Source organism: Streptomonospora salina (assembly GCF_014204715.1).
In the GTDB taxonomy this organism is placed as follows: Bacteria; Actinomycetota; Actinomycetes; order Streptosporangiales; family Streptosporangiaceae; genus Streptomonospora; species Streptomonospora salina.
Genome location: NZ_JACHLY010000001.1, coordinates 2,663,093 through 2,686,743, shown reverse-complemented (window position 1 = coordinate 2,686,743; position 23,651 = coordinate 2,663,093). Strand labels below are relative to the sequence as shown.

Genomic DNA, 23,651 nt, shown 5'->3' with positions numbered 1-23,651 from the left:
TCAACGCAAAACCGCCAACAGTCCGACCCGTGACTCCCTTCAACCGAAAAAACGGAGGCTCCATGCACATCGACCTCACCCGTGATCCCCGAATCCGCGACCGGGCCGCCGGCGTACTGACCGGTACCGCATGCGGCGACGCCCTCGGCGTGCCCTACGAGTTCCAACCTCGCCTCAGCGACGACCGGACACCGACGATGGCCGGAGGGGGCTTGGGCCCCTACGCACCCGGCGAATACAGCGACGACACCCAGATGGCCGTCTGCCTGGCCGAGGCCGCTCTGCTCTACGGGGCCGACGTGGACTCGCCACAGGGCCGCGACCACACGGCCGAGGCCTGGCTGCACTGGCGACGCGAAGGCGCCACCGACATCGGGATCCAGACGTCGAGCGTTCTCCACGCCGCCCAACAGCACGCGGGGGCCCCCTTCGTATCCGACCGGATGACAGCAGCCGCCTGGAAGCGTTACACATCCGGCGTCCCCAGCGCGGGCAACGGCTCCCTGATGCGCACCGCGCCACTGGCACTCGCCTACCTCACCGACCGGGAAGGCCTGGCGGCCGCGGCCGACCGCTTCAGCCGCCTCACGCATAGCGACCCGGAAGCGGCCGAAGCCTGCATCCTCTGGTGCGAAGCGATCCGCCATGCGGTGGTGCACGGAGAGTTCGACGGCCTACGCGACGCCGTCACCCTGCTTCCCGACCACCGCAGGCAGGTGTGGCGCGACCGCTTCGACGAAGCCGCAAGCCATCCGCCTGCGAGCTTCTGCAGCAACGGCTGGGTCGTGCACGCTCTCCAGGCAGCCTGGTCAGCGATCATCCGCACGCTGATCCCCGCGCACCGGCCCGCCGAAGGCTCCTTCCGGGCAGACCACTTCCGCCACGCGCTGGAGGCCGCCGTCCGCGCCGGCCACGACACCGACACCGTCGCCGCTATCGCCGGAGGGCTTCTCGGTGCCCGTTGGGGCGTCTCGGCCATTCCCCTCGAATGGCAGCGCATCGTCCACGGCTGGCCCGGCTACACCGTCCGCGACCTGGCGGCCCAGGGCATCGGCATCGCCTTCGGAACCGACTCCACCGGGTGGCCCGCCGCCCACCACCAGCCGCGACCCGAGGACGCCGCGATTCCCGTCCACACCGCCCATCCCCGCGACCCGGGCCTGATCCTGGGAAACCTCGCACTGGCCGACGCGAAACCGGAGGTCGACGCCGTGGTATCGCTGTGCCGCACGGGCGTCGAGGACTTCACCGGCCTTCCCGGCGGCGATCACATGCAGGTCTGGCTGGTCGACACACCCGGCGCCAACGCCCACACGCCCTATGTACTCGACCAGGCCGCCCGTGCCGTGGCCGAGTTGCGCGCGGAGGGCAAGCGTGTTCTCCTGCACTGCGCCGCCGGGCGCAGCCGCACCCCCGCCGTCGCCGCCCGCTACGGCGTACTGCGCTCGGGAATCGGCCCCGGAACGGCGCTCACCGAGGTCTGCGCCGCCCTGCACGGCGACGACTCCATGATCAATCCCGAGCTGGTCGACGCCGTCTTCACACTGTCGGGCACGCCCACGCCCCGCCGATCCCGTCCCCCGCACGAGCAACTCCCTCTTCGCCCAAGCGCGGACGGATGAGCTCACTCGGCAGCAGATCCCTCGCCCGCCCGAGCGGTGAAGGCGTCGACGTCGTAGGCGTGCTCGCGCATCAGGGTGTCGCGGTCGGTGCCCAGTACCGCCGCGATCGCCTCGGCGTCCGACTCGCGGAGGCGCCGGGTGCGCCCGGTCTCGATGGCTTTATAGGCCGGGACGCTGAGATCCCGGGTGGGAAGCCGCTCCACCAGTTCCGACTGGGAGAGTCCCGCAACGGCTCGCAGGACCGCCAACCCTCGCGCGTCCGGCGCCAGCAGCTCACGCGGAGGAGCGTCCAGAGCCCGGGCCAGGGACACCAGCACAGCGGGCGAGGGAGCGTGGCCGTCCGTCCGCTCGTAGTTGGCCACACTGGCGCGCGAGATGCCCACGCGTTCAGCGAGGACGCCCTGGTCCAACCGCGCATTCGTACGCGCCGAGTACAGCGCCCGGGGATCCCACGAGGGCACTCCTGCTCGCGACATGACCTCGGCTTTCGACACAGAGGAGGGTGATGCGCACCAGTCCGGTTCTCATCGCCGGAACCTGAGCACGAACGTACACCAACGCTCAGCGAGCGCCGGTCACAGATCGCGCCCCCGCCTCCGCTTACTGCTACCGGATGCCCAGTGTGCGACCGAAGGAGCAGATGCCGGAGTGCCCAGGACGCCCTTGACGATCTCCGAGCTGTACTCGCTACCCGCCGCCGTCGACCTCATGACAGCGGCGAGAGCCTTGAACATGGGACGAACGACTGCCTACGAGCTAGCCAGGAGCGGAGAGTTCCCTTGTACAGTGACGCGCTACGGGGACTCCTACCGCATCCCGACAGCGCAAATACTGCGTCTGCTCGACGTTCCACTACCGGTCGAGCTGCCCGATACGACTACGGAGTCACAGTGACCATTCGCCGAATACGTCCTCGGCCGCCGATCCCGTTCCTACCGCTCGCTGCCACACGCAGCTGGGTCCTGACAGGCGCTACCGGGTCGTCCTCACGGTCAAGCGACGGTCAAACGAACAAGAGCCCGGCTCCCGCACAGCGGGAACCAGGCTCTGATCTGCATAAACGAGTGGGCGTACCAGGACTTGAACCTGGGGCCTCATCCTTATCAGGGATGCGCTCTAACCGACTGAGCTATACGCCCGCGTTCCAGGTGGAACTTTACCGCACTCGTCGATTCAGGGCGAACCAGGTCGAGGCGGTGGTCGGGTCCGCGGTCACCCGTGGGGGAGGCCGCCTGCCCGCGGATCCACTCTACTGCCTTGCGAGGGATGCTCGCGACTGCGGAACGGGGCGATCGCCGGGTCGGTCGGTCCTCTACTCGGTCTCGGACAGCGTCACGTCGATGCCGCCGACGAGGTCGGCCGCCAGGTTGTAAAGCATCGCACCGATCGTGGACAGCGACGTGATCAGGATGATGTTCAAGGCGCCGATCAGGCCGGTGTAGCCGAGGACGCGGCCGGGCGAGAACCACGACGCGGGCTGGAGGTTCAGCTCGTCGCCCTCGCCTCCTTCGGTGAGGGAGGTGATCAGGTCCGTGATCGCGTCGAAGACGCCCAGGCCCGAGAGGATCCCGTAGAGCACCAACACCGCGACGAACAGGATGATGAAGCACACCAGCGAGATGACGAAGCTGAAGCGCATCACCGACCACGGCTCGACGCGACTCACCGCCAAGTGCGCCTTGCGCGTGGATTTTCCGGCCTTGACCGTGGTCGCGGGCCCGTTCGGCGCCATCATCGACACTCCCCTTTGCTCGGCCTTCGCCTCCGCGGGGGACGTACTCGCCGCTGATCCGCTGCCGCCGGCCGGCTCGCTCCCCGAAGCCGCACCGGCGGAACCGCCCGATCCGCGGGATGCACCCGACGTGGTCGAAGCCCCCTGAGGGCTCTTACCCGTTTTGCTCGCCGTTGAGCTGGCCGAACCGGCCGCGGAAGACGCGGAGGCGGCGGGCTTCGCCGCACCGGTGCCCGATCCCGTGCCGGAGGAGGATCGCGCGGTGGCCCCGGAAGCCGCGGAAGGCGTGCCGCTCGCGGCCCCGGTGGCGGACGCGGACTTGGCCGACGCCTCGCCGCCCGTAGGGCGGCCGGAACCCGCCGAGCCCGCGCCCGTGCCTGCCGACGCGCTGCCGCTGCCGGCGCCGGCGCCGGCGCCGGCAGCGGACGAACCCGCCGACAGCGAAGACGGCGAGGACGGTTTCGCCGACGACGATCCGGACGACGGCGATGCGGCCGCCGCCGACCCCTTACCGGTCTTCTTCGCCGAGTCCGTCGAGGCGGTGCCGGACGAGATGTCGCCAGGCTTCTTTGTCGACGTGTCGCCCTTGCCGCCGGCGCCCCCGGCTCCGGCGCTGCCGGCGGGTCCGGGACCCGACGCCTGATCGGCGACGCCGTCCTTCGCGCTCTTCGTGTCCTTCGCGCCCCCGGTGCCCGCGGACGTCGACGAGTCAGCGGACTCGGTTCCGGACTTCGCGGAATCCGTCGGCTTCGCCGGCTCCGGCTTCGTGTCCGCGCTGTCGGTGGAACCGTCGGTTTCCGCGGCGGCCTGCGTCGGGGAGGCGGTCTTCGCGGTCTCTGCGCTCGGGGTGTCCTCGGCCCCGGAGCCCTTCCCGGTCTTCGCCGTGCTCCCGGCCGTGCCCGCGGACGCGGATGCCGGGCTCGAAGCGTCGGGCTTCGCGCTCGCTGGCTTCCGGCCCGCCGCTGCCGAACCGCTCCCGGATCCCGACTCGGGCTTCGAGGCGCCCTTCTTCGCCGCCCCGCCCTTCGTGGCGTCCCCGTCTCGGACCGCTGCGGAGGACTCGGCGGTGCCCTCGGAAGGGTCGGACCCGTCGGCCGCCGTGTCGTCGCTCGGCGCGTCGGCGGATCCGTCGGAGGCGGCGGTATCGTCCCCGTTCTGCTCCCGGGCTGTGGCGGCCTGATCCGATTCTGCGGTCGTCGATTCCGTGCTCACGCCGTCCGCCGCGGACTTCTCGTGAGCGGTGGACTGCCGTTGCGTGTTGTCAGACATAGCCACGTTACCGCTGGACTTTCCTTGTGACGGTGAAACAGGGTCAAGGGGGATCGATCCGAGGCCGACTCCGCACCGGCGGACGACACTGCCACGGGGGCAAACTCTATGCCCGATTCGTCGGTTAGCCGAAACAGCACACGGAGGGCGGCCGATACCGCCCTCCGCGGTGCGTTCCGGTCGTGCCGAGGAGTCTACGGGCGTCCGGCTACGCGCTGATCTCAGCGCGGTTCCGGCACTCGGTCAGGACTCCACCCCGTCCGATCCTCCGATACCGCTTTCGGTTCCGGCGATCTCGGTCTCCTGCCCACCGGATGCGTCCTCGTCTCCGGATGCCGTCTCGACACCGGCGCCGGTCTCCGTGCCGGCGCCGGTCTCGGCGCCCTCCCCGACCTGGTCCTCGTCGGCTTCAGCGTTGCGGGCGACGGCCACGACGTGATTGCCCTCGTCCAGATTCATCAGCCGCACGCCCATGGTCGCCCGGCCCGACTGCTTCACCTCCGAGCAGTGGGTGCGGATCACCCCGCCCGAAGACGTGATCGCGAAGACCTCGTCCTGGTCCGGGGAGACCATCAGCGCGCCCACGAGCCTGCCGCGCGTCTCGACGACCTTGGCCGTCAGCACGCCCTTGCCGCCGCGGTTCTGCACCGGGTACTGGTCGGCCGGCGTCCGCTTCGCGTAGCCGCCTTCGGTGGCCACCAGCACGTCGGCCGGCCCGTCGGATTCCCGGACGACGTCCATGCTCAGCAGGTACTCGCCGTCCTGGAACCGCATCCCGATGACACCGCTGGTGGCGCGCCCCATCGGTCGCAGGGAGTCGTCGGAGGCGGGGAAGCGGATCGCCTGGGCGTCACCGCTGATCAGCAGCAGGTCGTCGGTGGGGAACACCAACCGCGCCGAGATCAGCTCGTCGTCGTCGCGCAGGTTGATGGCGATGATCCCGGCCGACCGGGAGGAGTCGAAGTCCTCCAGCCGCGACTTCTTCACCAGCCCCTGGCGGGTCGCCAGCACCAGATACGGCGCGTCGTCGTACCCGCGCAGCGCCATCACCTGGGTGATCTCTTCGTCGGGCTGGAACTCCATCAGATTGGCGACGTGCTGGCCGCGGGCGTCGCGGGCCGCCTCGGGCAGCTCATAGGCCTTGATGCGGTAGACGCGCCCCTTGTTCGTGAAGAAGAGGATCCAGTTGTGCGTGGTGGTGACGAAGAAGTGCTGGACGATGTCGTCCTGGCGCAGTTGCGCCCCGCGTACTCCCTTGCCGCCGCGCTTCTGGGCACGGTAGCCGTCGAGCCGGGTGCGCTTGGCGTAACCGCCGCGGGTGATGGTGACGACCACGTCGTCCTCGGCGATGAAGTCCTCCATACGCATATCCCCTTCGAACGGGATGATGTGCGTGCGGCGGTCGTCGCCGTACTTCTCGACGATCTCACTGAGCTCGTCGCCGACGATCCGGCGCTGCCGCTCCGGCGAGGCCAGGATGTCGTTGTAGTCGTCGATCTGGGCCATCAGCTCGTCGTACTCGTTGGTGAGCGCCCGGCGCTCCAGAGCGGCGAGCTTGCGCAGCTGCATGTCCAGGATCGCCCGCGCCTGGATGTCGTCGATCTCCAGGAGCCCCATCAGTCCCGATTTGGCCTCGTCGGCCGAGGCGCTACCGCGGATGAGCGCGATGACCTCGTCGATGCGGTCGATAGCGCGCAGCAGCGCCCGCAGGATGTGGGCCCGTTCCTCGGCCTTGCGCAGCAGGTAGCGGGTGCGGCGGACGATGACGTCGATCTGGTGCTCGACCCAGAACCGGATGAGCTGGTCCAGCCGCAGCGTGCGCGGCACGCCGTCGACCAGCGCGAGCATGTTCGCGCCGAAGGTCTCCTGCAGCTGGGTGTGCTTGTACAGGTTGTTGAGGACGACCTTGGCGACGGCGTCGCGCTTGAGCACGATGACCAGGCGCTGGCCGGTGCGGCCGCTGCTCTCGTCCTTGACGTCGGCGATGCCGGAGACCTTGCCGTCCTTGACCAGTTCGGCGATCTTCAGCGCGAGGTTGTCCGGGTTGACCTGGTAGGGAAGCTCGGTGACGACCAGTGTCTGGCGGCCCCGCGAGTCCTCTTCGACCTCCACGACCGCGCGCATCGTGATGGAGCCGCGACCGGTGCGGTAGGCCTCCTCGATGCCGCGGCGGCCCACGATGAGCCCGTTGGTGGGGAAGTCGGGCCCCTTGATGCGGGCGATCAGCTCGTCCAGCAGGGCCTCGTCGGTGGCTTCGGGGTTGGCCAGGAACCACTGGACGCCGTCGGCGACCTCGCGCAGGTTGTGCGGCGGGATGTTGGTGGCCATGCCCACCGCGATGCCGGCGGAGCCGTTCACCAGCAGGTTGGGGATGCGGGACGGCAGTACGACGGGCTCCTGGGAGCGGCCGTCGTAGTTGGGCCGGAAGTCGACGGTCTCCTTGTCGATATCCCGCAGCATCTCCATGGCCAGCGGAGCCAGCTTGCACTCGGTGTAGCGCATGGCCGCGGCGGGGTCGTTGCCGGCGGAGCCGAAGTTGCCGTTTCCGTCGACCAGCGGCATCCGCATGGACCACGACTGGGCGAGGCGCACCAGGGTGTCGTAGATGGCGCTGTCGCCGTGCGGGTGGTAGTTGCCCATCACGTCGCCGACGACGCGGGCGCACTTGAAGTAGCCGCGGTCGGGCCGGTAGCCGCCGTCGTACATCGCGTAGAGCACGCGCTGGTGCACGGGCTTGAGGCCGTCGCGGACGTCGGGCAGCGCACGGCCGACGATGACCGACATCGCGTAGTCGAGGTAGCTGCGCTGCATCTCGACCTGGATGTCGACCGGCTCGACACGCTGGCGCGGTCCTTCGGCCTCTTCCGGAGCTTCCGGTGTGTTCGCATCCGTCACTGGATGTCGATCCTTTTCTGCTGAGTCGTTCGCTGCCGTCGGGATGTGCCGGTATCAGATGTCGAGGAAGCGGACGTCCCGGGCGTTGCGCTGGATGAAGGAGCGCCGGGACTCGACGTCCTCGCCCATGAGCACGCTGAACATCTCGTCGGCCTGGGCGGCGTCGTCGAGGTTCACCTGGAGCAGGACGCGGCCGTCGGGATCCATCGTGGTCTCCCAGAGCTCCTTGGCGTTCATCTCGCCGAGGCCCTTGAAGCGCTGCACGAGGTCGCGCGGCCGGGGGTCGCGCTTGCCGGCCGCGATGCCGGCGGCGACCTGTTCGTCGCGCTCGCGGTCGGAGTAGGCGTAGTCGGAGTCGCCGCCGCGCTGATCCCACTTGATCTTGTAGAGCGGCGGCTGCGCGAGGTAGACGTAGCCCGCCTCGATCAGGGGCTTCATGAACCGGAACAGCAGCGTGAGCAGGAGCGTGCGGATGTGCTGGCCGTCGATGTCGGCGTCGGCCATCAGGATGATCTTGTGGTACCGCACCTTCGAGGCGTCGAAGTCGTCGTGGATGCCGGTGCCCAGGGCGGTGATGATCGCCTGGACCTCGTTGTTCTTGAGGATCCGGTCGATGCGCGACTTCTCGACGTTGAGGATCTTGCCGCGGATGGGCAGGATCGCCTGGTAGTGCGGGTCGCGGCCGCCCTTGGCGGAGCCGCCGGCGGAGTCGCCCTCGACGATGTAGACCTCGGACTTCTCCGGCTCGGTGGACTGGCAGTCCGAGAGCTTGCCCGGCAGGGACGTGGACTCCAGCAGCGTCTTGCGCCGGGTCAGGTCGCGCGCCTGGCGCGCGGCGATGCGGGCGCGGGCCGCCTGGCTGGCCTTGGTGACGACGTCCTTGGCTTCGCCGGGGTTGCGTTCGAACCAGTCGCGCAGGTGCTCGTGGGTGACGCGCTGGACGAACGACTTGGCTTCGGTGTTGCCCAGCTTGGTCTTGGTCTGGCCCTCGAACTGGGGGTCGGCCAGTTTGACCGAGATGATGGCGGTCAGGCCCTCGCGGATGTCGTCGCCGGTGAGGTTGTCGTCCTTCTCCCGCAGCAGCTTCTGCTCGCGCGCGTAGCGGTTGACCACGGAGGTCAGCGCGGTGCGGAAGCCTTCCTCGTGCGTGCCGCCCTCAGCGGTGTTGATGGTGTTGGCGAAGGTGTGCACCGAGGAGGTGAACGACTGGTTCCACTGCATGGAGATCTCGGTGGAGATCCCCTCGCCCTCTTCCTCGAACCCGATGATCGTGGCGTGGGCGGGCTCCTTCGTCGTGTTGATATGCGCGACGAAGTCCGAGATGCCGTTTTCGTAGTGGTAGGTGTGCACCAGCGGGGTATCGCCGACGAACTCCGGTCGCTCGTCGCGGATGGTGATCGACAGTCCCCTGTTCAGGAACGCCATCTCCTGCATGCGCCGCGCGAGGGTCTCGAAACTGTACGTCGTGCTCTCGAAGATCGTCTCGTCGGCCCAGAAGGTCGTCTGGGTGCCGGTGTCGGCGGTTTCCTCCCCGCGCGCGAGAGGGGCGACGGGGCGGGCCGTGTCGTAGCTCTGCCGCCACACGCTGCCGTCCCGGCAGATCTCGATCTCCAGACGGGACGAGAGCGCGTTTACGACGGTGACGCCGACCCCGTGAAGCCCGCCGGAGACCGCGTAGGACTTGCCGTCGAACTTGCCGCCCGCATGCAGCGTGGTGTGGATGACCTCCACCGCGGGACGATTCTCGACCGGGTGGGTGTCGACGGGCATACCGCGGCCGTTGTCGGCCACGCGCACACCGCCGTCGGCCTGCAGGGTCACCTCGATGGCGCTGGCGTACCCCCCGAGCGCCTCGTCGACCGAGTTGTCCACGACCTCGTAGACGAGGTGGTGGAGTCCGCGCTCACCGGTCGATCCGATGTACATGCCGGGGCGTTTGCGTACCGCCTCGAGCCCTTCAAGAATCGTGATCGCTGAAGCGTCGTAGGCCAAGTGGAAACACCCTCCTGCTGGGGACGCGTCCCGTCCGGTGCCCCCAGGACATGGGGAGGTCAACCGGGCCGTCTGCCACGCAGCACGCATCTGCACCGCCGGTACATCCTGCGCCTGGTCATCGCCTACCGCCCCGTTTCCCACCGCCCTCTCCTCTTTGGGGCGGGCTATACCGGCGGAAGCGTCCGAAGAACTACGTACATGATACCTCGCGAACGACCGGAAAGTGGCATCCGCGGCGCTGTGCCGCACGAGAACGAGTGAACAGACCGGGACCGGACTCCCTACACGCGAGCGACCCCGTCAACAATTCCCCGCGCCGTTCAGCGCCGTTCAGCGGCATCCGCCTATTCAATCCCCGGTCAACCCCGGGTGAGGCCGCGATCACCGAACGATCAGCGCACCCGCCGCGGCCCGGGACCGCGCCCGCGCCCGCGGCCGGGAGCCTGGACCTTGATGGATGTCACCGTGCCGTGCCCGAGCTCCTCGTTCAGCCTGCGCAGCAGATCGCGCACCATGGCGCGGGCGTGGGCCGCCATGGTCGCCGAGTCCGCGGCCACGACCAGCTCGCCGCCCTCGTAGGAGACCGGACGCAGGTGCTGGGCGTTGTAGTCGCCCACGATCTCGTTCCACCGGCCGAAGACGCCGCCGACCGCCACCTGCTCCTGCAAGCCGTGCTCGACCAGCCATGCGCGCACCGCGTCGCCGAACAGCTGCGGTTCGTTGCGCGAGCGCCCCGACCTGCGGCGCACCGGGCGGGGGCGCTGCTCGGGCGATGCGCCCCGCTCGCGTGCAGCGGCCTTGGCCTGGGCCAGCGCCTGGCGGGCGAGGTCGGCACCGCTGGGCGCCGGCTGCTCTTCGGCGGGGGAGGGGTCCGGGGTGTCCTCACTCATGTTCGATCCCCCCTTCGACGACGCGGAACCGGTCGCCCTGCAGCTCCGGCGGGATGTCCTCGGCGACGGCGGCGCTGACGAACACCTGCTCGGCATGGCGGACGTGCTCGGCCAAGCGGCTGCGGCGCTCGGAGTCGAGTTCGGCGAAGACGTCGTCGAGCAGCAGCACGGGATCGTCGCCGTCGGCGCGCAGCAGCTCGAAGCCCGCCAGCCGCAGCGCCAGCGCGTAGGACCAGGACTCGCCCTGGCTGGCGTATCCCTTGGCCGGAAGCTCGTCCAGGCGCAGGTGCAGGTCGTCGCGGTGCGGACCGATGAGACTGACGCCGCGCTGCAGCTCCTGCACGCGTGCCTCGGCCAGAGCCTCCCGCAGCAGCTGCGCGAGCTGCTCGCGGTCGGCGGGCGGCTCCTCGTCGGAGGCCGCGGCCGAGGAGCGGTACTGCAGCACCGGCGGTCCGCCGACGGTGGTCAGCTCGCTGTAGGCCTTGCCCACCAGCGGCTGGAGTTCGGCCACCAGGGCCAGACGCGCGGCCAGCAGCTCGGCCCCGGCGACGGCGAGGTGCTCGTTCCACACGTCGAGGGTCGACAGGTCGGGTTCGCCGCGCTTGAAGAACTGGGCCGAGGCGGACTTGAGCAGCGCGTTGCGCTGCTTGAGGACGCGTTCGTAGTCGGAGCGCACCCCCGCGATCCGGGGAGCCCGGGCGACGAGGAGCTCGTCGAGGAAACGCCGCCGCTCCCCGGGGTCGCCCTTGACCAGTGCGAGGTCCTCGGGGGCGAACAGCACGGTCCGCAGCACGCCCAGCACCTCGCGGGGGCGGGTGGCGGGTGCCCGGTTGAGCCGGGCGCGGTTCGCCTTTCCGGGGTTGATCTCCAGATCGACGACGGCTTGGCGCTCGTCCTTGACGATGGCGGCGCGCACGATGGCGCGCTCGGCGCCCTTGCGGACCAGCGGCGCGTCGGTGGCCACACGGTGGCTGCCCAGAGTGGCGACGTAGCCGATCGCCTCGACGAGGTTGGTCTTGCCCTGGCCGTTGGGTCCGACGAACGTACTGATCCCGGGACCGAGCTCCAGATGGACCGACTCGTAGGACCGATAGTCGGCCAGTTGGAGGTGTGAAACGTACATCCGACCTCTCCTGATACCCGGGAACGCCGGTGGCGAGGTGCGCAGGTTCGCCGGGTTTCACGTGAAACCCGGTAGGCACGGCCGGTCGCGTCGGCGCGGCGACCGGGCTCCGCAGTCACGTCAACCGCGCACCGCCGACACGCGGCCGGGGTGCGCCCGCCCTGGACGGTCGGCGGCGGGGCGCCCGACCGCCGGGCGGCGGGGGAGCGGTCAGCTCCCGGGCGAATTCTCGGCGGCGTCGTCGCCGGAGGCGGTGACCTCGTGTCCGCCGAACTGGTTGCGCAGCGCCGCGACCACCTTCATCGCGGGGCTGTCGTCCTGGCGCGAGGCGAAGCGCGCGAACAGCGCCGCGGTGATCACCGGAGCGGGCACGGCGTGGTCCACCGCCGCCTGCACCGTCCACCGGCCCTCGCCGGAATCCTCGGCATAGCCCCGGATGGCGTCGAGCCCGGGGTCCTCGCGCAGAGCGCACACGAGCAGGTCCAGCAGCCAGGAGCGCACGACCGTCCCCTCGCGCCAGCTTTCGAAGGTCCCGGGGACGTCGTCGACGATGTCGGAGGCGGCCATCAGCTCGTAGCCCTCGGCGAAGGCCTGCATCATGCCGTACTCGATGCCGTTGTGCACCATCTTGACGAAGTGGCCGGCGCCGACGCCGCCGGCTTTCACGTAGCCGCCCTCGTCGGGAGTCAGTTCGGTGAAGACCGGCTCGCCGCGCGCGACGTCCTCGGGATCACCGCCGACCATGATCCCGTAGCCCTCCTGGCGGCCCCACACGCCGCCGCTCACGCCCGCGTCGACGTAGCCGATCCCGCGCTCGCGCAGGTGCTCGGCGCAGCGCCGGTCGTCGGCGTAGTGGGAGTTGCCGCCCTCGACGACGAGGTCGCCGGCCTCCAGCAGTTCCGCGAGCCGGTCGACGGTCTCGCGGGTGGGGGCGCCCGCGGGGACCATGAGCCAGATGGTGCGCGGGGCCGCGAGCCGCTGGACGAGCTCGGCCAGATCGGCTACGTCGCGCAACTCGGGGTCGAAATCGAAGCCGACGACCTCATGGCCCTTGTCGCGCAAGCGGCCGGCCATGTTGCCGCCCATCTTGCCCAGTCCGACCATCCCTAGCTGCATGCGTCTCATCCCCCTATAGGAGCCGGGTCGGTGTGCTCTCGCCGACGGTGTCAGCCCGACAACCGGACGGGCATGATCAGGTAGCGGTAGTCGGCACTCGCCTCGTCGTCGGCGGGCTTGCCCGTGATGATCGCAGGCTTGGTCGAGGTGGTGAACTGCAGCCGTGCGACGTCGGAGTCGATCGCAGAGAGGCCGTCGAGCAGGAACGCGGAGTTGAAGGCGATCTGGACCTCGTCGCCGTCCAGAGAGGCGTCCAAGGCCTCCACAGCCTGTGCCTCGTCGCCGGTTCCGGCTTCAAGTACGAGCCGGCCCTCGCTGAAGGCCAGCCGCAGCGGAGTGTTGCGCTCGGCGACCAGCGAGACGCGCTTGACGGCTTCGATGAATTCGGTGCGCTGGATCTCGGCCACCGAGTTGAACGAGTCGGGCAGCAGCGCGCGGTACTTCGGGAACTCGCCGTCGAGCAGGCGCGTGGTGGTGCGGCGGCCGCCGCCCTCGAACCCGATCATGCCCTCGCCGCTTTCGGCGTTGGCCAGCGCGATGGAGACTTCGGCGCCGCTGGTCAGGGACTTGGCGGTGTCGGCGAGGGTCTTGGCCGGGACCAGCGCGACGGCGGAGACGTCGGGGTTCTCCGGTTTCCAGGGGATTTCGCGCACCGCCAGGCGGTAGCGGTCGGTCGAGGCGAGCGTGACGGTGTCGCCCTCGATCTCGATGCGCACGCCGGTGAGCATCGGCAGCGTGTCGTCGCGTCCGGCCGCTACGGCGACCTGGCCGACGGCGGCGGCGAAGGCGTCGCTGCCGATCGAGCCGGTCTGCTCGGGCATGGCCGGAAGCGAGGGGTAGTCCTCCACAGGCAGGGTCAGCAGTGTGAACTTCGCGCTGCCGCAGGAGACCACGACCTTGGCTCCGTCGGTGCTGATCTCCACGGTCTGGGGAGGGAGGTTCCGCGTGATCTCGGCGAGCAGGCGGCCGGAGACCAGCGTGGTTCCCGCTTCCTCGGCGTCGATGTCCACCGATACCTGAGCGGAGACCTCGTAGTCGAAGCTGGAGAGCCGCAGCCTGCCGCCGTCGTCCGCTGTGGCGTCCAGCAGCATGCCGGCCAGGACCGGAACCGACGGCCGGGACGGCAGGCTGCGGGCGGTCCAGGCGACGGCGTCGGCCAGTACGTCACGTTCGACCCGGAACTTCACTATCCGACTCACTTTCCTCGAAACCAGGTGGTCCCTGTGAGTGCTGGGGGCGCTGTCGCGGCGGTGGCACCGGTCGCTTCACGGGGACGGTTTCACACGGTACCCGGATTCGCCCGCCGCTGCTGCCCGTCAACACTCGATCGCCGACCCGCCTGGTGCCGAGGCGGGGGTCAGGGCCGGGCTGTCCACAGATGAGGGGCTGAGCTGTTTTACCAAGGCACTGAGGGATAAGGGGTGGCGTCGTAGTAGTAGGGGTTGTGGATAGTGTGGACAACCATTGTATTCGCAGGTCATCCCCGCGATTTTTGTCCACCGCCCCTGTGGGCGGAGCTTGGGGAGAACTCGGCTCGCTGTGGACGGCCGACGGGCCTGCACAATCGATCCACAGGTTGTCCACGGCCGTTCCACAGGTTGTCCACGGGTTACCCACAAGTGCCGGGGGACCGGGCGGGACGGGCAGTGGACGCGCCCCACAGCCCGTCCCCAAGTTGTCCACGGGAATCGGCCGGTTATCCGCAGGGTTATCCACGAGTTTTCCACAGACAACCCGCCCGCCTTGGGGACAACTTCGGTCAGATCGGCGCGAAATCGGCGCGAGAAAATTCCGCGGCCCGCGGCCGGTCCGATCCGGCCGCAGCGGGGCGGACGGGAGGTCAGCCGTTTCGCGACTTCTGCTTGATCCGGTTCGTCAACTCGGTGACCTGGTTGTAGATGGACCGGCGCTCGGCCATCAGCGAGCGGATCTTGCGGTCGGCGTGCATCACCGTGGTGTGGTCGCGGCCGAACTGCTGGCCGATCTTGGGCAGCGACAGATCGGTGAGTTCGCGGCACAGGTACATGGCGATCTGCCGCGCGGTGACCAGCACACGCGAGCGAGACGTACCGCACAGATCGTCCGCGCTGAGCCCGAAGTAGGACGCCGTCTGGGCCATGATGGCCGAGGCGGTGATCTCGGGCCCCTCGTCGTCGGGGATCAGGTCCTTGAGGACGATCCCGGTCAGATGCAGGTCCACCGACTGCCGGTTGAGGCTGGCGAAGGCGGTGACGCGGATCAGCGCGCCCTCCAGCTCCCGGATGTTCGTGGCGATCTTGCTGGCGATGAACTCCAGCACCTCGGGCGGCGCCGCCAGCCCTTCCTGTGCGGCCTTCTTGCGCAGGATCGCGATCCGGGTCTCCAGCTCGGGCGGCTGGACGTCGGTGATCAGGCCCCACTCGAACCGGTTGCGCAGCCGGTCCTCCAGCGTGACCAGCTGCTTGGGCGGGCGGTCGCTGGAGATTACGATCTGCTTGTTGGAGTTGTGCAGCGTGTTGAAGGTGTGGAAGAACTCCTCCTGCGTCTGCTCCTTGTTCTCCAGGAACTGGATGTCGTCGACCAGGAGGACGTCGATGTCGCGGTAGCGCCGCCGGAAACCGTCGGCCTTGCCGTCGCGGATGGAGTTGATGAACTCGTTGGTGAACTCCTCCGAGCTGACATAGCGCACACGGGCGCCGTCGTAGAGCCGCTGGGAGTAGTGGCCGATGGCGTGCAGCAGATGCGTCTTGCCCAAGCCCGAGCCGCCGTAGATGAACAGCGGGTTGTATGCCTTGGCCGGCGCTTCGGCCACGGCGACCGCCGCCGCATGGGCGAACCGGTTGCTGGAGCCGATGACGAAGGTGTCGAAGGTGTACTTGGGGTTCAGCCGCGCGGGCTCGGCCGAGGTGTGGGGCTGGTTGCCCCCCGACGTGTCGGGCGCCGCGGGCGTCGGCGGCGGGGGAGCGGCCCCCTGCACCGCCTCGGCGCCGCCGCCCTCACCCGGGGCGTCGGCCGGCGGCCGGTCCGCGGGCTCGGATGCGGCGGAGCCGGGCTCGCGGCGGTGCTGGTCGCCCTGGTCCGAGGGGCCGTCGGCGGCCTGGCGCCCCGGCCCCGGTCCTCCGGTCTCCCCGGCGGGCGTCTCCCAGCGGTTCGGTCCGTCCCATTCGGCGGCGGCGGGTTGGTCCGGGCGGAGGTGGTCTCCCCGGGACTGGGGCTCAGGGGGCTGGTGGGGCTGCTGCCGGTATCGGGGGTCCGGCTGCTGCTGGGGTCGGGGGGCGGGCTCCGGCTCGGGGCGGGGCGGTGCGGACCGGTACTCGTGTGCGCCGGGGTCGCGGCGCGGCGCGAGCAGATCGTCGCCGCCCGGGTAGGCGCCTTCCGGATAGCCGTCGTCGGGGTCGGCGCCGGACCCGCGGGAATCGGAACGCGGAGGCTCGGGAGCCGCATAGGAGCTGGGCAGCTGTTCCGCCCGGCTCTGCGCCGCCTGCTGTCCCTGGGACTGCTGTTCGTGGTGTCCCGGCTGCCCGTACTGGTGTCGCCCCGGTTCGTCGTGTCCCGGCTGCCCGAATTGGCCGTCGGGGACCTCTTCGGTCGCCGCGGGCGAGCCCGGCAGGTCCTCGGGCGCTATGGCCGGCTGCTGCCGCGGCCCCGAACCGGCGCCCGGCGCGGGGGACCCCGCTGCGGGGTCGGGGGAGGGCGGTGTGTAGCCGCCGGCGGCGGTCGGCGCGGCGGACGGGGGCGGCTGGACCGCTGCGGGGTCGACGGTGACCGCCACCCGGATCTCCCGGCCGAGCTCGCTGGAGAGCGCCTCGCTGATCGCCGGTCGCAGGCGGGTCTCCAGCACTTCCTTGGCGAACTCGTTGGGTGCGGCCAGCAGGGCGGTGTCCTCGATCAGCCCGAGCGGTCGGGTCTGGGGAAGCCACGCGCGCTGCTGCGGGGGGAGAGTGCTGTTGTCGAGGCTGTTGAGCACGCTCGACCACACCATTGCGAGGTTGACCTGTGCCTCAGACACGGTGACCTGCCATGGTTCGTCCCCTTCTCACTGGTCTCCTCGATGCACCGTAGGGAGGTTCGGTTCGTCGTCGACGGTCCGGGCTCCGGAGCTCGACATTCCATTGTCGCGGTTGTGTGTACGGGTGCGGGACCGGGCCGCGCCGTCGGTCCACAACCCGGCGTCTTGTGGGTAACCTGCGGTGTTCTGTGGATCACCTGTGTACGGAGGAATGCGGGGCGGCAGGAGGGAGATCACCCTCGACATGACGTGTTTCCACAACTGCGAGGCGTGATCCACACGTTGTCCACGTGCTTTTGCACAGCTTCCCAGACGTGGTCCGCGGACGGTGAGTTATCCACAATTCGCAGATCATCGTGGTTGCGATGCATGCGCACAGGCTGTGGACAGCGCTCCGTGGAGGGGTGCGGCCACAGTCGGCCGACGACCGCGTGTTTTCCACAGCTTAGGGGTGCCCGACGCTGATGCACAGCCTGTGGAGAACATGGTGCGAAGTTGTCCACAGGCTCGGGAAAACCGTCCGGGAGACCTGCCGTCGCGGGCGTCGTCTGCACATCGTCGCTGGTGGCCGCGGTGGTGGATTTGACCGGTACGGAACCTGGCCGTATGTTCGGTATGCTTGGGCCGTCATCGGTCTGCGCTTGCGGCGATGCCGCAGCGCACCGTCACGGCGGCCTGCGGCGCCGTCGGCCCGCCCTCGCTGAAGGGCCCCGTGCGGATCGTTCGCAACGCCCTTCGGCGCCGGAGAGCGCAGACACCGTGCCCCGCTGCCGTGGGGCAGCCGTAGTACTTCGATTACACGCCCCTGGAGCCTGCAGTGAGCAAGCGTACGTTTCAGCCGAACAACCGGCGCCGCGCCAAGGTTCATGGTTTCCGGCTGCGCATGCGGACCCGTGCCGGACGCGCTGTCATCGCAGCGCGCCGCAAGAAGGGGCGCGCGCGGCTGACCGTGAGCCACTAACGGCCACGGTCGACCGATCGACCTGCGGGCCGGCTGTCCCTGCGGCAGCCGGCCTTCGTTGTGCGCTCTGTCCGCAGAGGATTCGATCCGATGTTGTCGCCCCAGAACCGCATGCGCCGCAGCGCGGAGTTCACCTCCGTCCTGCGGTCCGGTCGCCGCGCCGGCCGCGAGGCGCTCAGTGTCGCCTATCTGGCGCCCCCCGCCCGGGAGCGGGATGCCGCGGCCGAGCCGCGCGTCGGTTTCGCGGTGGGAAAGCCCGTCGGCAACGCCGTGACCCGGAAGCGGGTGCAGCGCCGCCTCCGCCACCTCATGCGGGCGCGGGTCGGGCACCTGCCTGCGGGTAGCCTGCTAGTAGTGCGGGCCAAACCCCTGTCCGCGTCCCTGGGATACGACACGCTGGCCGCGCAACTCGACGGTGCCATCGCTTCGGCGATGCGGCCCCGCAAGAATGCGACTCGCCGTCGCAAGGGGCCGGTCGCACCGGAGGAGACGCGCGGCGGCGGGGATCTGGCGGGTTCATGAGCGACGAGACTCCGAGTCGGGCGGCGAGAGCCCTGGTGCTGCCGATCCGCGGCTACCAGCGCTTCATCAGTCAGCTCCTTCCCCCCGTCTGCCGCTTCTATCCGTCGTGCAGCCACTATGCGATCGAGGCGCTCCACGTCCACGGCGCCCCTCGCGGGCTCTGGCTGACCGTGCGCCGGCTCGCCCGCTGCCAGCCATTCCATCCCGGCGGCCTCGATCCCGTCCCGCCGCGCAGCGGTGCCGCCGGGCAGGGGGCTGAGCCGATCGTCGAACCGGGCACCGCGCCGGAACCACCGGGGCAGTAGCCGAACCGAAGGAAGAGGGAGTTGGCCGGTGCTGGACTGGCTTTACAACATCGTCGGCTGGGTGCTGATCCACATCCACTCTGCTCTGGCGACCGTCGGGTTCAACCCCGACAGCGGCTGGGCGTGGGGCCTGTCCATCGTCACACTGACGATTCTGATGCGGCTGATCATGGTGCCGCTGTTCGTCAAGCAGATGCAGACGCAGCGCAAGATCCAGGACATGCAGCCGCAGCTGACGAAGATCCGTGAGCGCTACAAGAACGACAAGCAGCGCCTGCAGCAAGAGCAGATGAAGCTCTACCAGGAGAGCGGCACCAACCCCTTGATGGGCTGCCTCCCGCTGCTGCTGCAGATGCCGGTCTTCTTCGCACTGTTCAACGTACTGCGCAACGTCGCCCAGGGGCACGCCAACTACGGCTTCACCCCGGGCCTGGTCGAGAGCGCGCAGAACGCGGCGATCTTCCACGCCCCGCTCGCGGCCCAGTTCCTGATGAGCAACGAGGAGCTGGAGAGCTACGGCGCCGAGCCGCTCATCGCCAAAGCGGTGATCGTGCTGGCCTGCATCATCATGGGCGGGACGACCTTCCTGACGATGCGCCAGAGCATGAGGCGCAGCACCGTGCAGATGCCCGACAACCCCATGGCGCAGTCGCAGAAGATCATGATGTACCTGGCGCCGGCCTTCGGCCTCTTCGGTCTGGGGATGCCCGTCGGTGTGCTGATCTACTGGGTCACGAACAACCTGTGGACCATGGGCCAGCAGCACTTCATCTACCGCAAGCCCGCCACTGCCTCGTCGGCCGACACCGGAGACGCGGCGGCCTCCCCGAACGGATCCGCCAAGGGTCTGCTCGGCAAGCGCAAAGAGAGCGCGCCAGAGCCGGTCGAAGAGCCTAAGATCGAGCGTAGGCAGCCGAGGAAGCAGCCGCGGGCCAAGCGCGGCGGCAATCAGCGCAAGGGTTAGTAGGGCTATCGGGTGATCTCCGTACACGGCGCGCAGGCACGCAACGCCCTAGAGGCGCGCCGCCGCGGGGGCCCCGCTCAGACGTTAGGAGACGGTTGGCTGTGAGCAACGGTAGCGAGGACGGGGCGGACGGCGGCGGCGTCGCCGTGGCGGAGGCACCGGAGAAGGACGACGAGACGGCCGTGGATGTCGCGGCGCTGGAGCGTGAAGGCGACGTCGCCGCCGACTACATCGAGGGCCTGCTGGATATCGCCGACTACGACGGCGACATCGACATGGACGTCGAGGGCGATCGGGCGATGGTGTCGGTCGTGGGCGCGACGCTCGACGACATCATCGGCGAGAACGGCGAGGTCCTCGAAGCCCTCCAAGAGCTGACGCGTCTGGCGGTGCACCGCAGCACCGGCAACCGCAGCCGGTTGATGCTCGACATCGGCGGCTTCCGCGACTCCCGGCGGCGCACCCTGACGCGCGTGGGAACCGACGCCGCCGAGGAGGTCAGCAAGAGCGGAAAGATGAAGGAACTCGAGCCGATGAGCCCCTTCGAGCGCAAGGTCGTGCACGACGCCGTCGCGGCCGCCGGGCTGCGCAGCGAGTCCGAGGGCGAAGAGCCCGACCGCTACGTGGTGGTCCATCCCGCCGAGTGATGCGCGCTCGGCCTCCCGGCTCCCCGGTTTCCACGGCGAATACCCGCGATCCGGCCGCGGCGGCGGACGCGGAACCCCGCCGACCCGGGTTTCACGTGAAACACGACGTCCCCGCAGGCGCCCCTCACGCATAGGATCGTGGGGGGCGCTTTCGTATCTACCCCCGGATTTCTCTCCATGTCGACCTGTCGATTCATCGCCGGCCGGTCTGAAAGGCGCAAGGTGGTGACTGATGACCTCGGGTGCTGAGGGGAAGGTGCCCCCGCCCGAGCAGGCGCAGCACTTGTTCGGTGACGCACTGCCGCTGGTGGCCCGGTACGCCGACCTGCTCGCGGGCGCGGGCGTCGAACGCGGACTCATCGGTCCGCGCGAGGTGCCCCGGTTGTGGGAACGGCATCTGATGAACTGCGCGGTGATCGAGGAGCTGATCCCCGAGGGCTCCGCGGTCGTCGACGTCGGCTCGGGTGCCGGACTGCCCGGAGTGATCCTGGGCATCCTGCGCCCGGATCTCTCCGTTACGCTGCTGGAACCCCTGCTTCGGCGGACGGTGTTCCTGCGGGAGTGCATCGAGCACCTCGAACTCCCCAATGTCGCGGTCCGCCGCGGGCGGGCCGAGGACATGCGGTCGGAGATCCGAGCGGACGTCGTAACGGCCCGCGCCGTCGCGCCGCTGGCACGACTCGGGGCGTGGGCGCTTCCGCTGCTGCGCAAGGGCGGGTTCCTCCTGGCGCTCAAGGGGGAGCAGGCCGAGAGTGAACTGGAAGAGGCGCGCGGTGATTTGTCGGCACAACGCCCCTGCGTTGCTGATGTGATTCGGGTAGGGCGCGGTAAAGTCGAACCCGCTACCACGGTTGTTCGCGTGACGGTCACCTCTGAGAGCGGTCACTCCGGCGCGTCCAAGGCCCGCCGCTCCTCGGGTGGCTCGAAGAAGAAGCGCGGACGGAAGAGGTGAAGTCATTCGTGACCCAGAACCAGACCGACGGCGCCGATGTTTCACATGAAACGCCTCGCTGGGAGGACCGAGACATGGCCACCGACGTTTCACATGAAACGGATGCCGACGCGATCTCCGTGCCGGAACCCGAGGTGGAGTTGGATACGCCCATAGCGCGCGCCGCTCGTGTAGCCATGTCGGTGCGCGGCAACGGGGACGACTCCTGGCCCCGTCCGGGCGCGTGCCGCGTCATCAGCGTGGCCAACCAGAAGGGCGGTGTCGGAAAGACCACCACCGCGGTCAATCTCGCGGCGTCGCTGGCGATGCACGGCAACCGCGTGCTCGTGGTCGACCTCGATCCCCAGGGCAACGCGTCGACCGCGCTGAGCATGGACCGCAGCGCCGAGTCCCGCTCCATCTACCACTGCCTGGTCGAAGACGCCCAGATCCGGGACCTCGCCCAGCCGGTACCCGACGTCGAGAATCTCTGGTGCGTCCCCGCTACGATCGATCTCGCCGGCGCGGAGATCGAACTGGTCTCGCTGGTGGCCCGTGAATCGCGGCTAAAGCGTGCGTTCTCCGCCTACGACAGCAGCGAACTCGACTACATCCTCATCGACTGCCCGCCCTCGCTCGGCCTCCTCACGGTCAACGCGATGGTCGCCTGCGAAGAGATCCTGATTCCGATCCAGTGCGAGTACTACGCGCTGGAAGGGCTCGGGCAGCTGCTGCGCAACGTCGAACTGGTGAAGTCCCACCTCAACCCGGCGATGGAGATCTCCACGATCGTGCTCACCATGTACGACGGCCGGACGAGACTGGCGTCCCAGGTTGCGGAGGAGGTACGCGGACACTTCGGAGATCTGGTACTCAAGACACTGGTGCCCCGGAGCGTCCGCGTCTCGGAAGCGCCGAGCTACGGCCAGTCGGTCATGACCTACGACTCGGGGTCGACCGGTGCGGTCGCCTATATGGAGGCGGCGCGCGAGATCGCCTACCGGGCGGCGATGGGCGCCGGGAACCGATCATGAGACGTGAAGGGAGTCGTCGGTGAGCCAGCAGCGGCGCGGTCTGGGCAAGGGCCTTGGCGCGTTGATACCGCAAGCGCCCGAGACAGCGGGCCTGGACGCTCCGGCCGAGTTCGGGCTGGAGCAGCCGGCGCCTGAGGCAGTCGGCGGCGCCTACCTCGACGAGATCGAGGTAGGCGCGGTCACCCCCAACCCGAGACAGCCCCGGCAGCATTTCGACGAGGAAGCGCTCGAAGAGTTGCGCGCCTCCATCGCCGAGGTCGGGCTGCTGCAGCCGATCGTCGTCCGAACACTCGGTTCGGGCCGCTACGAACTCATCATGGGCGAGCGCCGGTGGCGCGCCAGCAAGGAAGTCGGGTTGGAGACGATCCCCGCGATCGTCCGCGACACCACCGACGACGAACTCCTGCGCGACGCCCTGCTCGAGAACCTGCACCGCCAGCAGCTGAATCCGCTGGAGGAGGCCGCCGCCTACCAGCAGCTGCTAGACGACTTCGGGGCCACCCACGACGAACTCGCCAAGCGCATCGGCCGCTCGCGCCCCCACATCACCAACACTCTTCGCCTGCTGAACCTGTCGCCGTCGGTGCAGCGGCGCGTCGCGGCCGGCGTGCTCAGCGCCGGGCACGCCCGCGCGCTGCTGTCGGTGGAGGAGTCCGACACCCAGGACCGCCTCGCTCGCAGGATCGTCGAGGAAGGCCTGTCGGTTCGGGCGCTGGAGGAGATCATCACGCTCGGCGAGACCGACGAGAAGCGCTCGGCGTCCCGGAAGTCGCCGGCGAGCAGCGACCCCAGCCCGGAGATGGAGGAGCTGTCGCGGCGCCTGTCCGATACCTTCGAGACCCGGGTCAAGATCAACCAGGGGCGCAACAAGGGCAAGATCGTCGTGGAATTCGCGACGAAGGAGGACTTGGAGCGCATCATCGCGGCCATGGCGCCCGGTGCCGCCGATCGGGAGTGAGGCGCCGCGCTGATCGGGCGCCGCCCGGTCCGCGGGATGACGTACACCGGTGCGGCGGGCCGCCGCGGAGGTCTCGGCCGGGTCGACGAAGCATGCGGCGGGTCGACAAAGCGCTGTGGCGCTAGGCGGACGAAGAGACGAAGCGTGGCCGTGAGCGGAGTGCGGCGACACCACCCCCGCACGCGCAGCAGCGCCCCCGAGCCGTGCTCGGGGGCGCTGCTGCGCGTGCGGGGGTGGTGTCCGGCTCGCGGGACGCGTTTCACGTGAAACCGTGCGCGAGTAACTGCCGTTTCACGTGAAACGCGCGGCGACTGCGTGGACTCCGTGTCAGCCGATGAACTCTTCGAGGTCCTGCAGCAGCTTGCGCTTGGGCTTGGCGCCGTGGATCTGCTTGACGACCTCGCCGTTCTGGTAGACGTTCATCATCGGGATCGACATGACGCCGGCGTCCCGGGAGGTCTCGGGGTTCTCGTCGGTGTTGAGCTTGACGATCTCCAGCTTGTCGCCGTGCTGCTGGGCGATCTCCTCCAAGATCGGGGCGACCTGGCGGCACGGGCCGCACCATTCGGCCCAGAAGTCGACCAGCACCGGCTTCTCGCTCTTGAGTACGTCACTTTCGAAGCTGCTGTCGGTGACCTGCTTCAGGTCGGCCATGGTGTACTCCTCATCAATCGCTCGGTCAGCGTGGTGGTGGGATGT

The 23,651-nt window shown here is 69.2% G+C and carries 21 protein-coding genes and 1 tRNA gene; 11 read left to right on the top strand and 11 right to left on the bottom strand.

Annotation, left to right across the window (positions count from 1 at the left end):
* The first annotated feature begins 62 nt into the window (after positions 1-62).
* Positions 63-1,622 carry an ADP-ribosylglycohydrolase family protein gene (locus HNR25_RS26845; protein WP_184635165.1) on the top strand — a complete coding sequence of 520 codons (1,560 nt, stop codon included), beginning with the start codon at positions 63-65 and terminating at the stop codon, positions 1,620-1,622.
* Between the two features lie 2 nt (positions 1,623-1,624).
* Here the strand turns inward: HNR25_RS26845 and HNR25_RS12280 are convergent, their stop codons facing one another.
* Positions 1,625-2,098 carry a helix-turn-helix transcriptional regulator gene (locus HNR25_RS12280; RefSeq protein WP_184635163.1) on the bottom strand — a complete coding sequence of 158 codons (474 nt, stop codon included), beginning with the start codon at positions 2,096-2,098 and terminating at the stop codon, positions 1,625-1,627.
* Between HNR25_RS12280 and HNR25_RS26840 the strand changes: the two genes are divergently transcribed.
* Positions 1,998-2,516, top strand: a complete 519-nt coding sequence (locus HNR25_RS26840) for a helix-turn-helix domain-containing protein (RefSeq protein WP_312862505.1) — start codon at positions 1,998-2,000, stop codon at positions 2,514-2,516. The genes HNR25_RS12280 and HNR25_RS26840 overlap by 101 nt on opposite strands.
* Before the next feature lie 171 nt (positions 2,517-2,687).
* Here the strand turns inward: HNR25_RS26840 and HNR25_RS12270 are convergent.
* Together HNR25_RS12270 and HNR25_RS27220 are read right to left on the bottom strand one after the other, a co-directional pair.
* Positions 2,688-2,761: transfer RNA gene (locus HNR25_RS12270), tRNA-Ile, on the bottom strand.
* Between the two features lie 173 nt (positions 2,762-2,934).
* A complete protein-coding gene (locus HNR25_RS27220; RefSeq protein ID WP_425579741.1) occupies positions 2,935-3,795 on the bottom strand; it encodes a DUF3566 domain-containing protein in 861 nt (286 codons plus the stop codon).
* A 229-nt stretch (positions 3,796-4,024) separates the two neighbouring features.
* On the opposite strand from HNR25_RS27220, the gene HNR25_RS25895 reads away from it, so the two are divergent.
* Complete coding sequence (locus HNR25_RS25895; protein WP_246463627.1) at positions 4,025-4,534, top strand: hypothetical protein; 510 nt, start codon at positions 4,025-4,027, stop codon at positions 4,532-4,534.
* A 332-nt stretch (positions 4,535-4,866) separates the two neighbouring features.
* Here HNR25_RS25895 and gyrA read toward each other — a convergent pair whose 3' ends face one another.
* The 7 genes from gyrA to dnaA all read right to left on the bottom strand — a co-directional run bounded on the left by gyrA (position 4,867) and on the right by dnaA (position 16,630).
* Entirely contained in the window at positions 4,867-7,518 is a 2,652-nt protein-coding gene (gene gyrA / locus HNR25_RS12260; RefSeq protein WP_184635159.1) for a DNA gyrase subunit A, read from the bottom strand.
* Positions 7,519-7,572: 54 nt separating this feature from the next.
* Positions 7,573-9,510, bottom strand: a complete 1,938-nt coding sequence (gene gyrB / locus HNR25_RS12255) for a DNA topoisomerase (ATP-hydrolyzing) subunit B (protein ID WP_246463625.1) — start codon at positions 9,508-9,510, stop codon at positions 7,573-7,575.
* A gap of 395 nt (positions 9,511-9,905) precedes the next feature.
* On the bottom strand, positions 9,906-10,403 hold the full coding sequence (locus HNR25_RS12250; RefSeq protein ID WP_184635157.1) for a DciA family protein: 498 nt from the start codon (positions 10,401-10,403) through the stop codon (positions 9,906-9,908).
* Entirely contained in the window at positions 10,396-11,526 is a 1,131-nt protein-coding gene (gene recF / locus HNR25_RS12245) for a DNA replication/repair protein RecF (protein ID WP_184635155.1), read from the bottom strand. Before recF ends, HNR25_RS12250 begins: the two co-directional genes overlap by 8 nt.
* Before the next feature lie 210 nt (positions 11,527-11,736).
* Complete coding sequence (gene gnd, locus HNR25_RS12240; RefSeq protein WP_184635153.1) at positions 11,737-12,642, bottom strand: phosphogluconate dehydrogenase (NAD(+)-dependent, decarboxylating); 906 nt, start codon at positions 12,640-12,642, stop codon at positions 11,737-11,739.
* 50 nt (positions 12,643-12,692) lie between these two features.
* Complete coding sequence (gene dnaN, locus HNR25_RS12235) at positions 12,693-13,829, bottom strand: DNA polymerase III subunit beta (RefSeq protein ID WP_184635151.1); 1,137 nt, start codon at positions 13,827-13,829, stop codon at positions 12,693-12,695.
* A gap of 653 nt (positions 13,830-14,482) precedes the next feature.
* Positions 14,483-16,630: a chromosomal replication initiator protein DnaA gene (gene dnaA, locus HNR25_RS12230; RefSeq protein ID WP_184635149.1), complete on the bottom strand. Its 2,148-nt coding sequence runs from the start codon at positions 16,628-16,630 to the stop codon at positions 14,483-14,485.
* A gap of 817 nt (positions 16,631-17,447) precedes the next feature.
* Between dnaA and rpmH the strand changes: the two genes are divergently transcribed.
* The 8 genes from rpmH to HNR25_RS12190 all read left to right on the top strand — a co-directional run bounded on the left by rpmH (position 17,448) and on the right by HNR25_RS12190 (position 22,952).
* Positions 17,448-17,591: a 50S ribosomal protein L34 gene (gene rpmH, locus HNR25_RS12225; protein ID WP_084723123.1), complete on the top strand. Its 144-nt coding sequence runs from the start codon at positions 17,448-17,450 to the stop codon at positions 17,589-17,591.
* Positions 17,592-17,681: 90 nt separating this feature from the next.
* Complete coding sequence (rnpA, locus tag HNR25_RS12220; protein WP_184635147.1) at positions 17,682-18,113, top strand: ribonuclease P protein component; 432 nt, start codon at positions 17,682-17,684, stop codon at positions 18,111-18,113.
* Positions 18,110-18,418: a membrane protein insertion efficiency factor YidD gene (gene yidD, locus HNR25_RS12215; RefSeq protein ID WP_184635145.1), complete on the top strand. Its 309-nt coding sequence runs from the start codon at positions 18,110-18,112 to the stop codon at positions 18,416-18,418. Before rnpA ends, yidD begins: the two co-directional genes overlap by 4 nt.
* A gap of 28 nt (positions 18,419-18,446) precedes the next feature.
* Positions 18,447-19,382, top strand: coding sequence for a membrane protein insertase YidC (yidC, locus tag HNR25_RS12210; protein ID WP_184635142.1), 936 nt, complete (start codon positions 18,447-18,449; stop codon positions 19,380-19,382).
* 146 nt (positions 19,383-19,528) lie between these two features.
* Positions 19,529-20,029, top strand: a complete 501-nt coding sequence (locus HNR25_RS12205) for a Jag family protein (RefSeq protein WP_184639228.1) — start codon at positions 19,529-19,531, stop codon at positions 20,027-20,029.
* 232 nt (positions 20,030-20,261) lie between these two features.
* On the top strand, positions 20,262-20,981 hold the full coding sequence (rsmG, locus tag HNR25_RS12200) for a 16S rRNA (guanine(527)-N(7))-methyltransferase RsmG (protein ID WP_184635140.1): 720 nt from the start codon (positions 20,262-20,264) through the stop codon (positions 20,979-20,981).
* A gap of 176 nt (positions 20,982-21,157) precedes the next feature.
* Complete coding sequence (locus tag HNR25_RS12195) at positions 21,158-21,994, top strand: ParA family protein (RefSeq protein ID WP_221458580.1); 837 nt, start codon at positions 21,158-21,160, stop codon at positions 21,992-21,994.
* Positions 21,995-22,013: 19 nt separating this feature from the next.
* Positions 22,014-22,952, top strand: coding sequence for a ParB/RepB/Spo0J family partition protein (locus tag HNR25_RS12190; protein WP_184635136.1), 939 nt, complete (start codon positions 22,014-22,016; stop codon positions 22,950-22,952).
* Positions 22,953-23,279: 327 nt separating this feature from the next.
* Here HNR25_RS12190 and trxA read toward each other — a convergent pair whose 3' ends face one another.
* Positions 23,280-23,606 (bottom strand): thioredoxin, encoded by a 327-nt coding sequence (trxA, locus tag HNR25_RS12185; RefSeq protein WP_184635134.1) that lies wholly within the window; start codon positions 23,604-23,606, stop codon positions 23,280-23,282.
* Positions 23,607-23,651 lie beyond the last annotated feature (45 nt).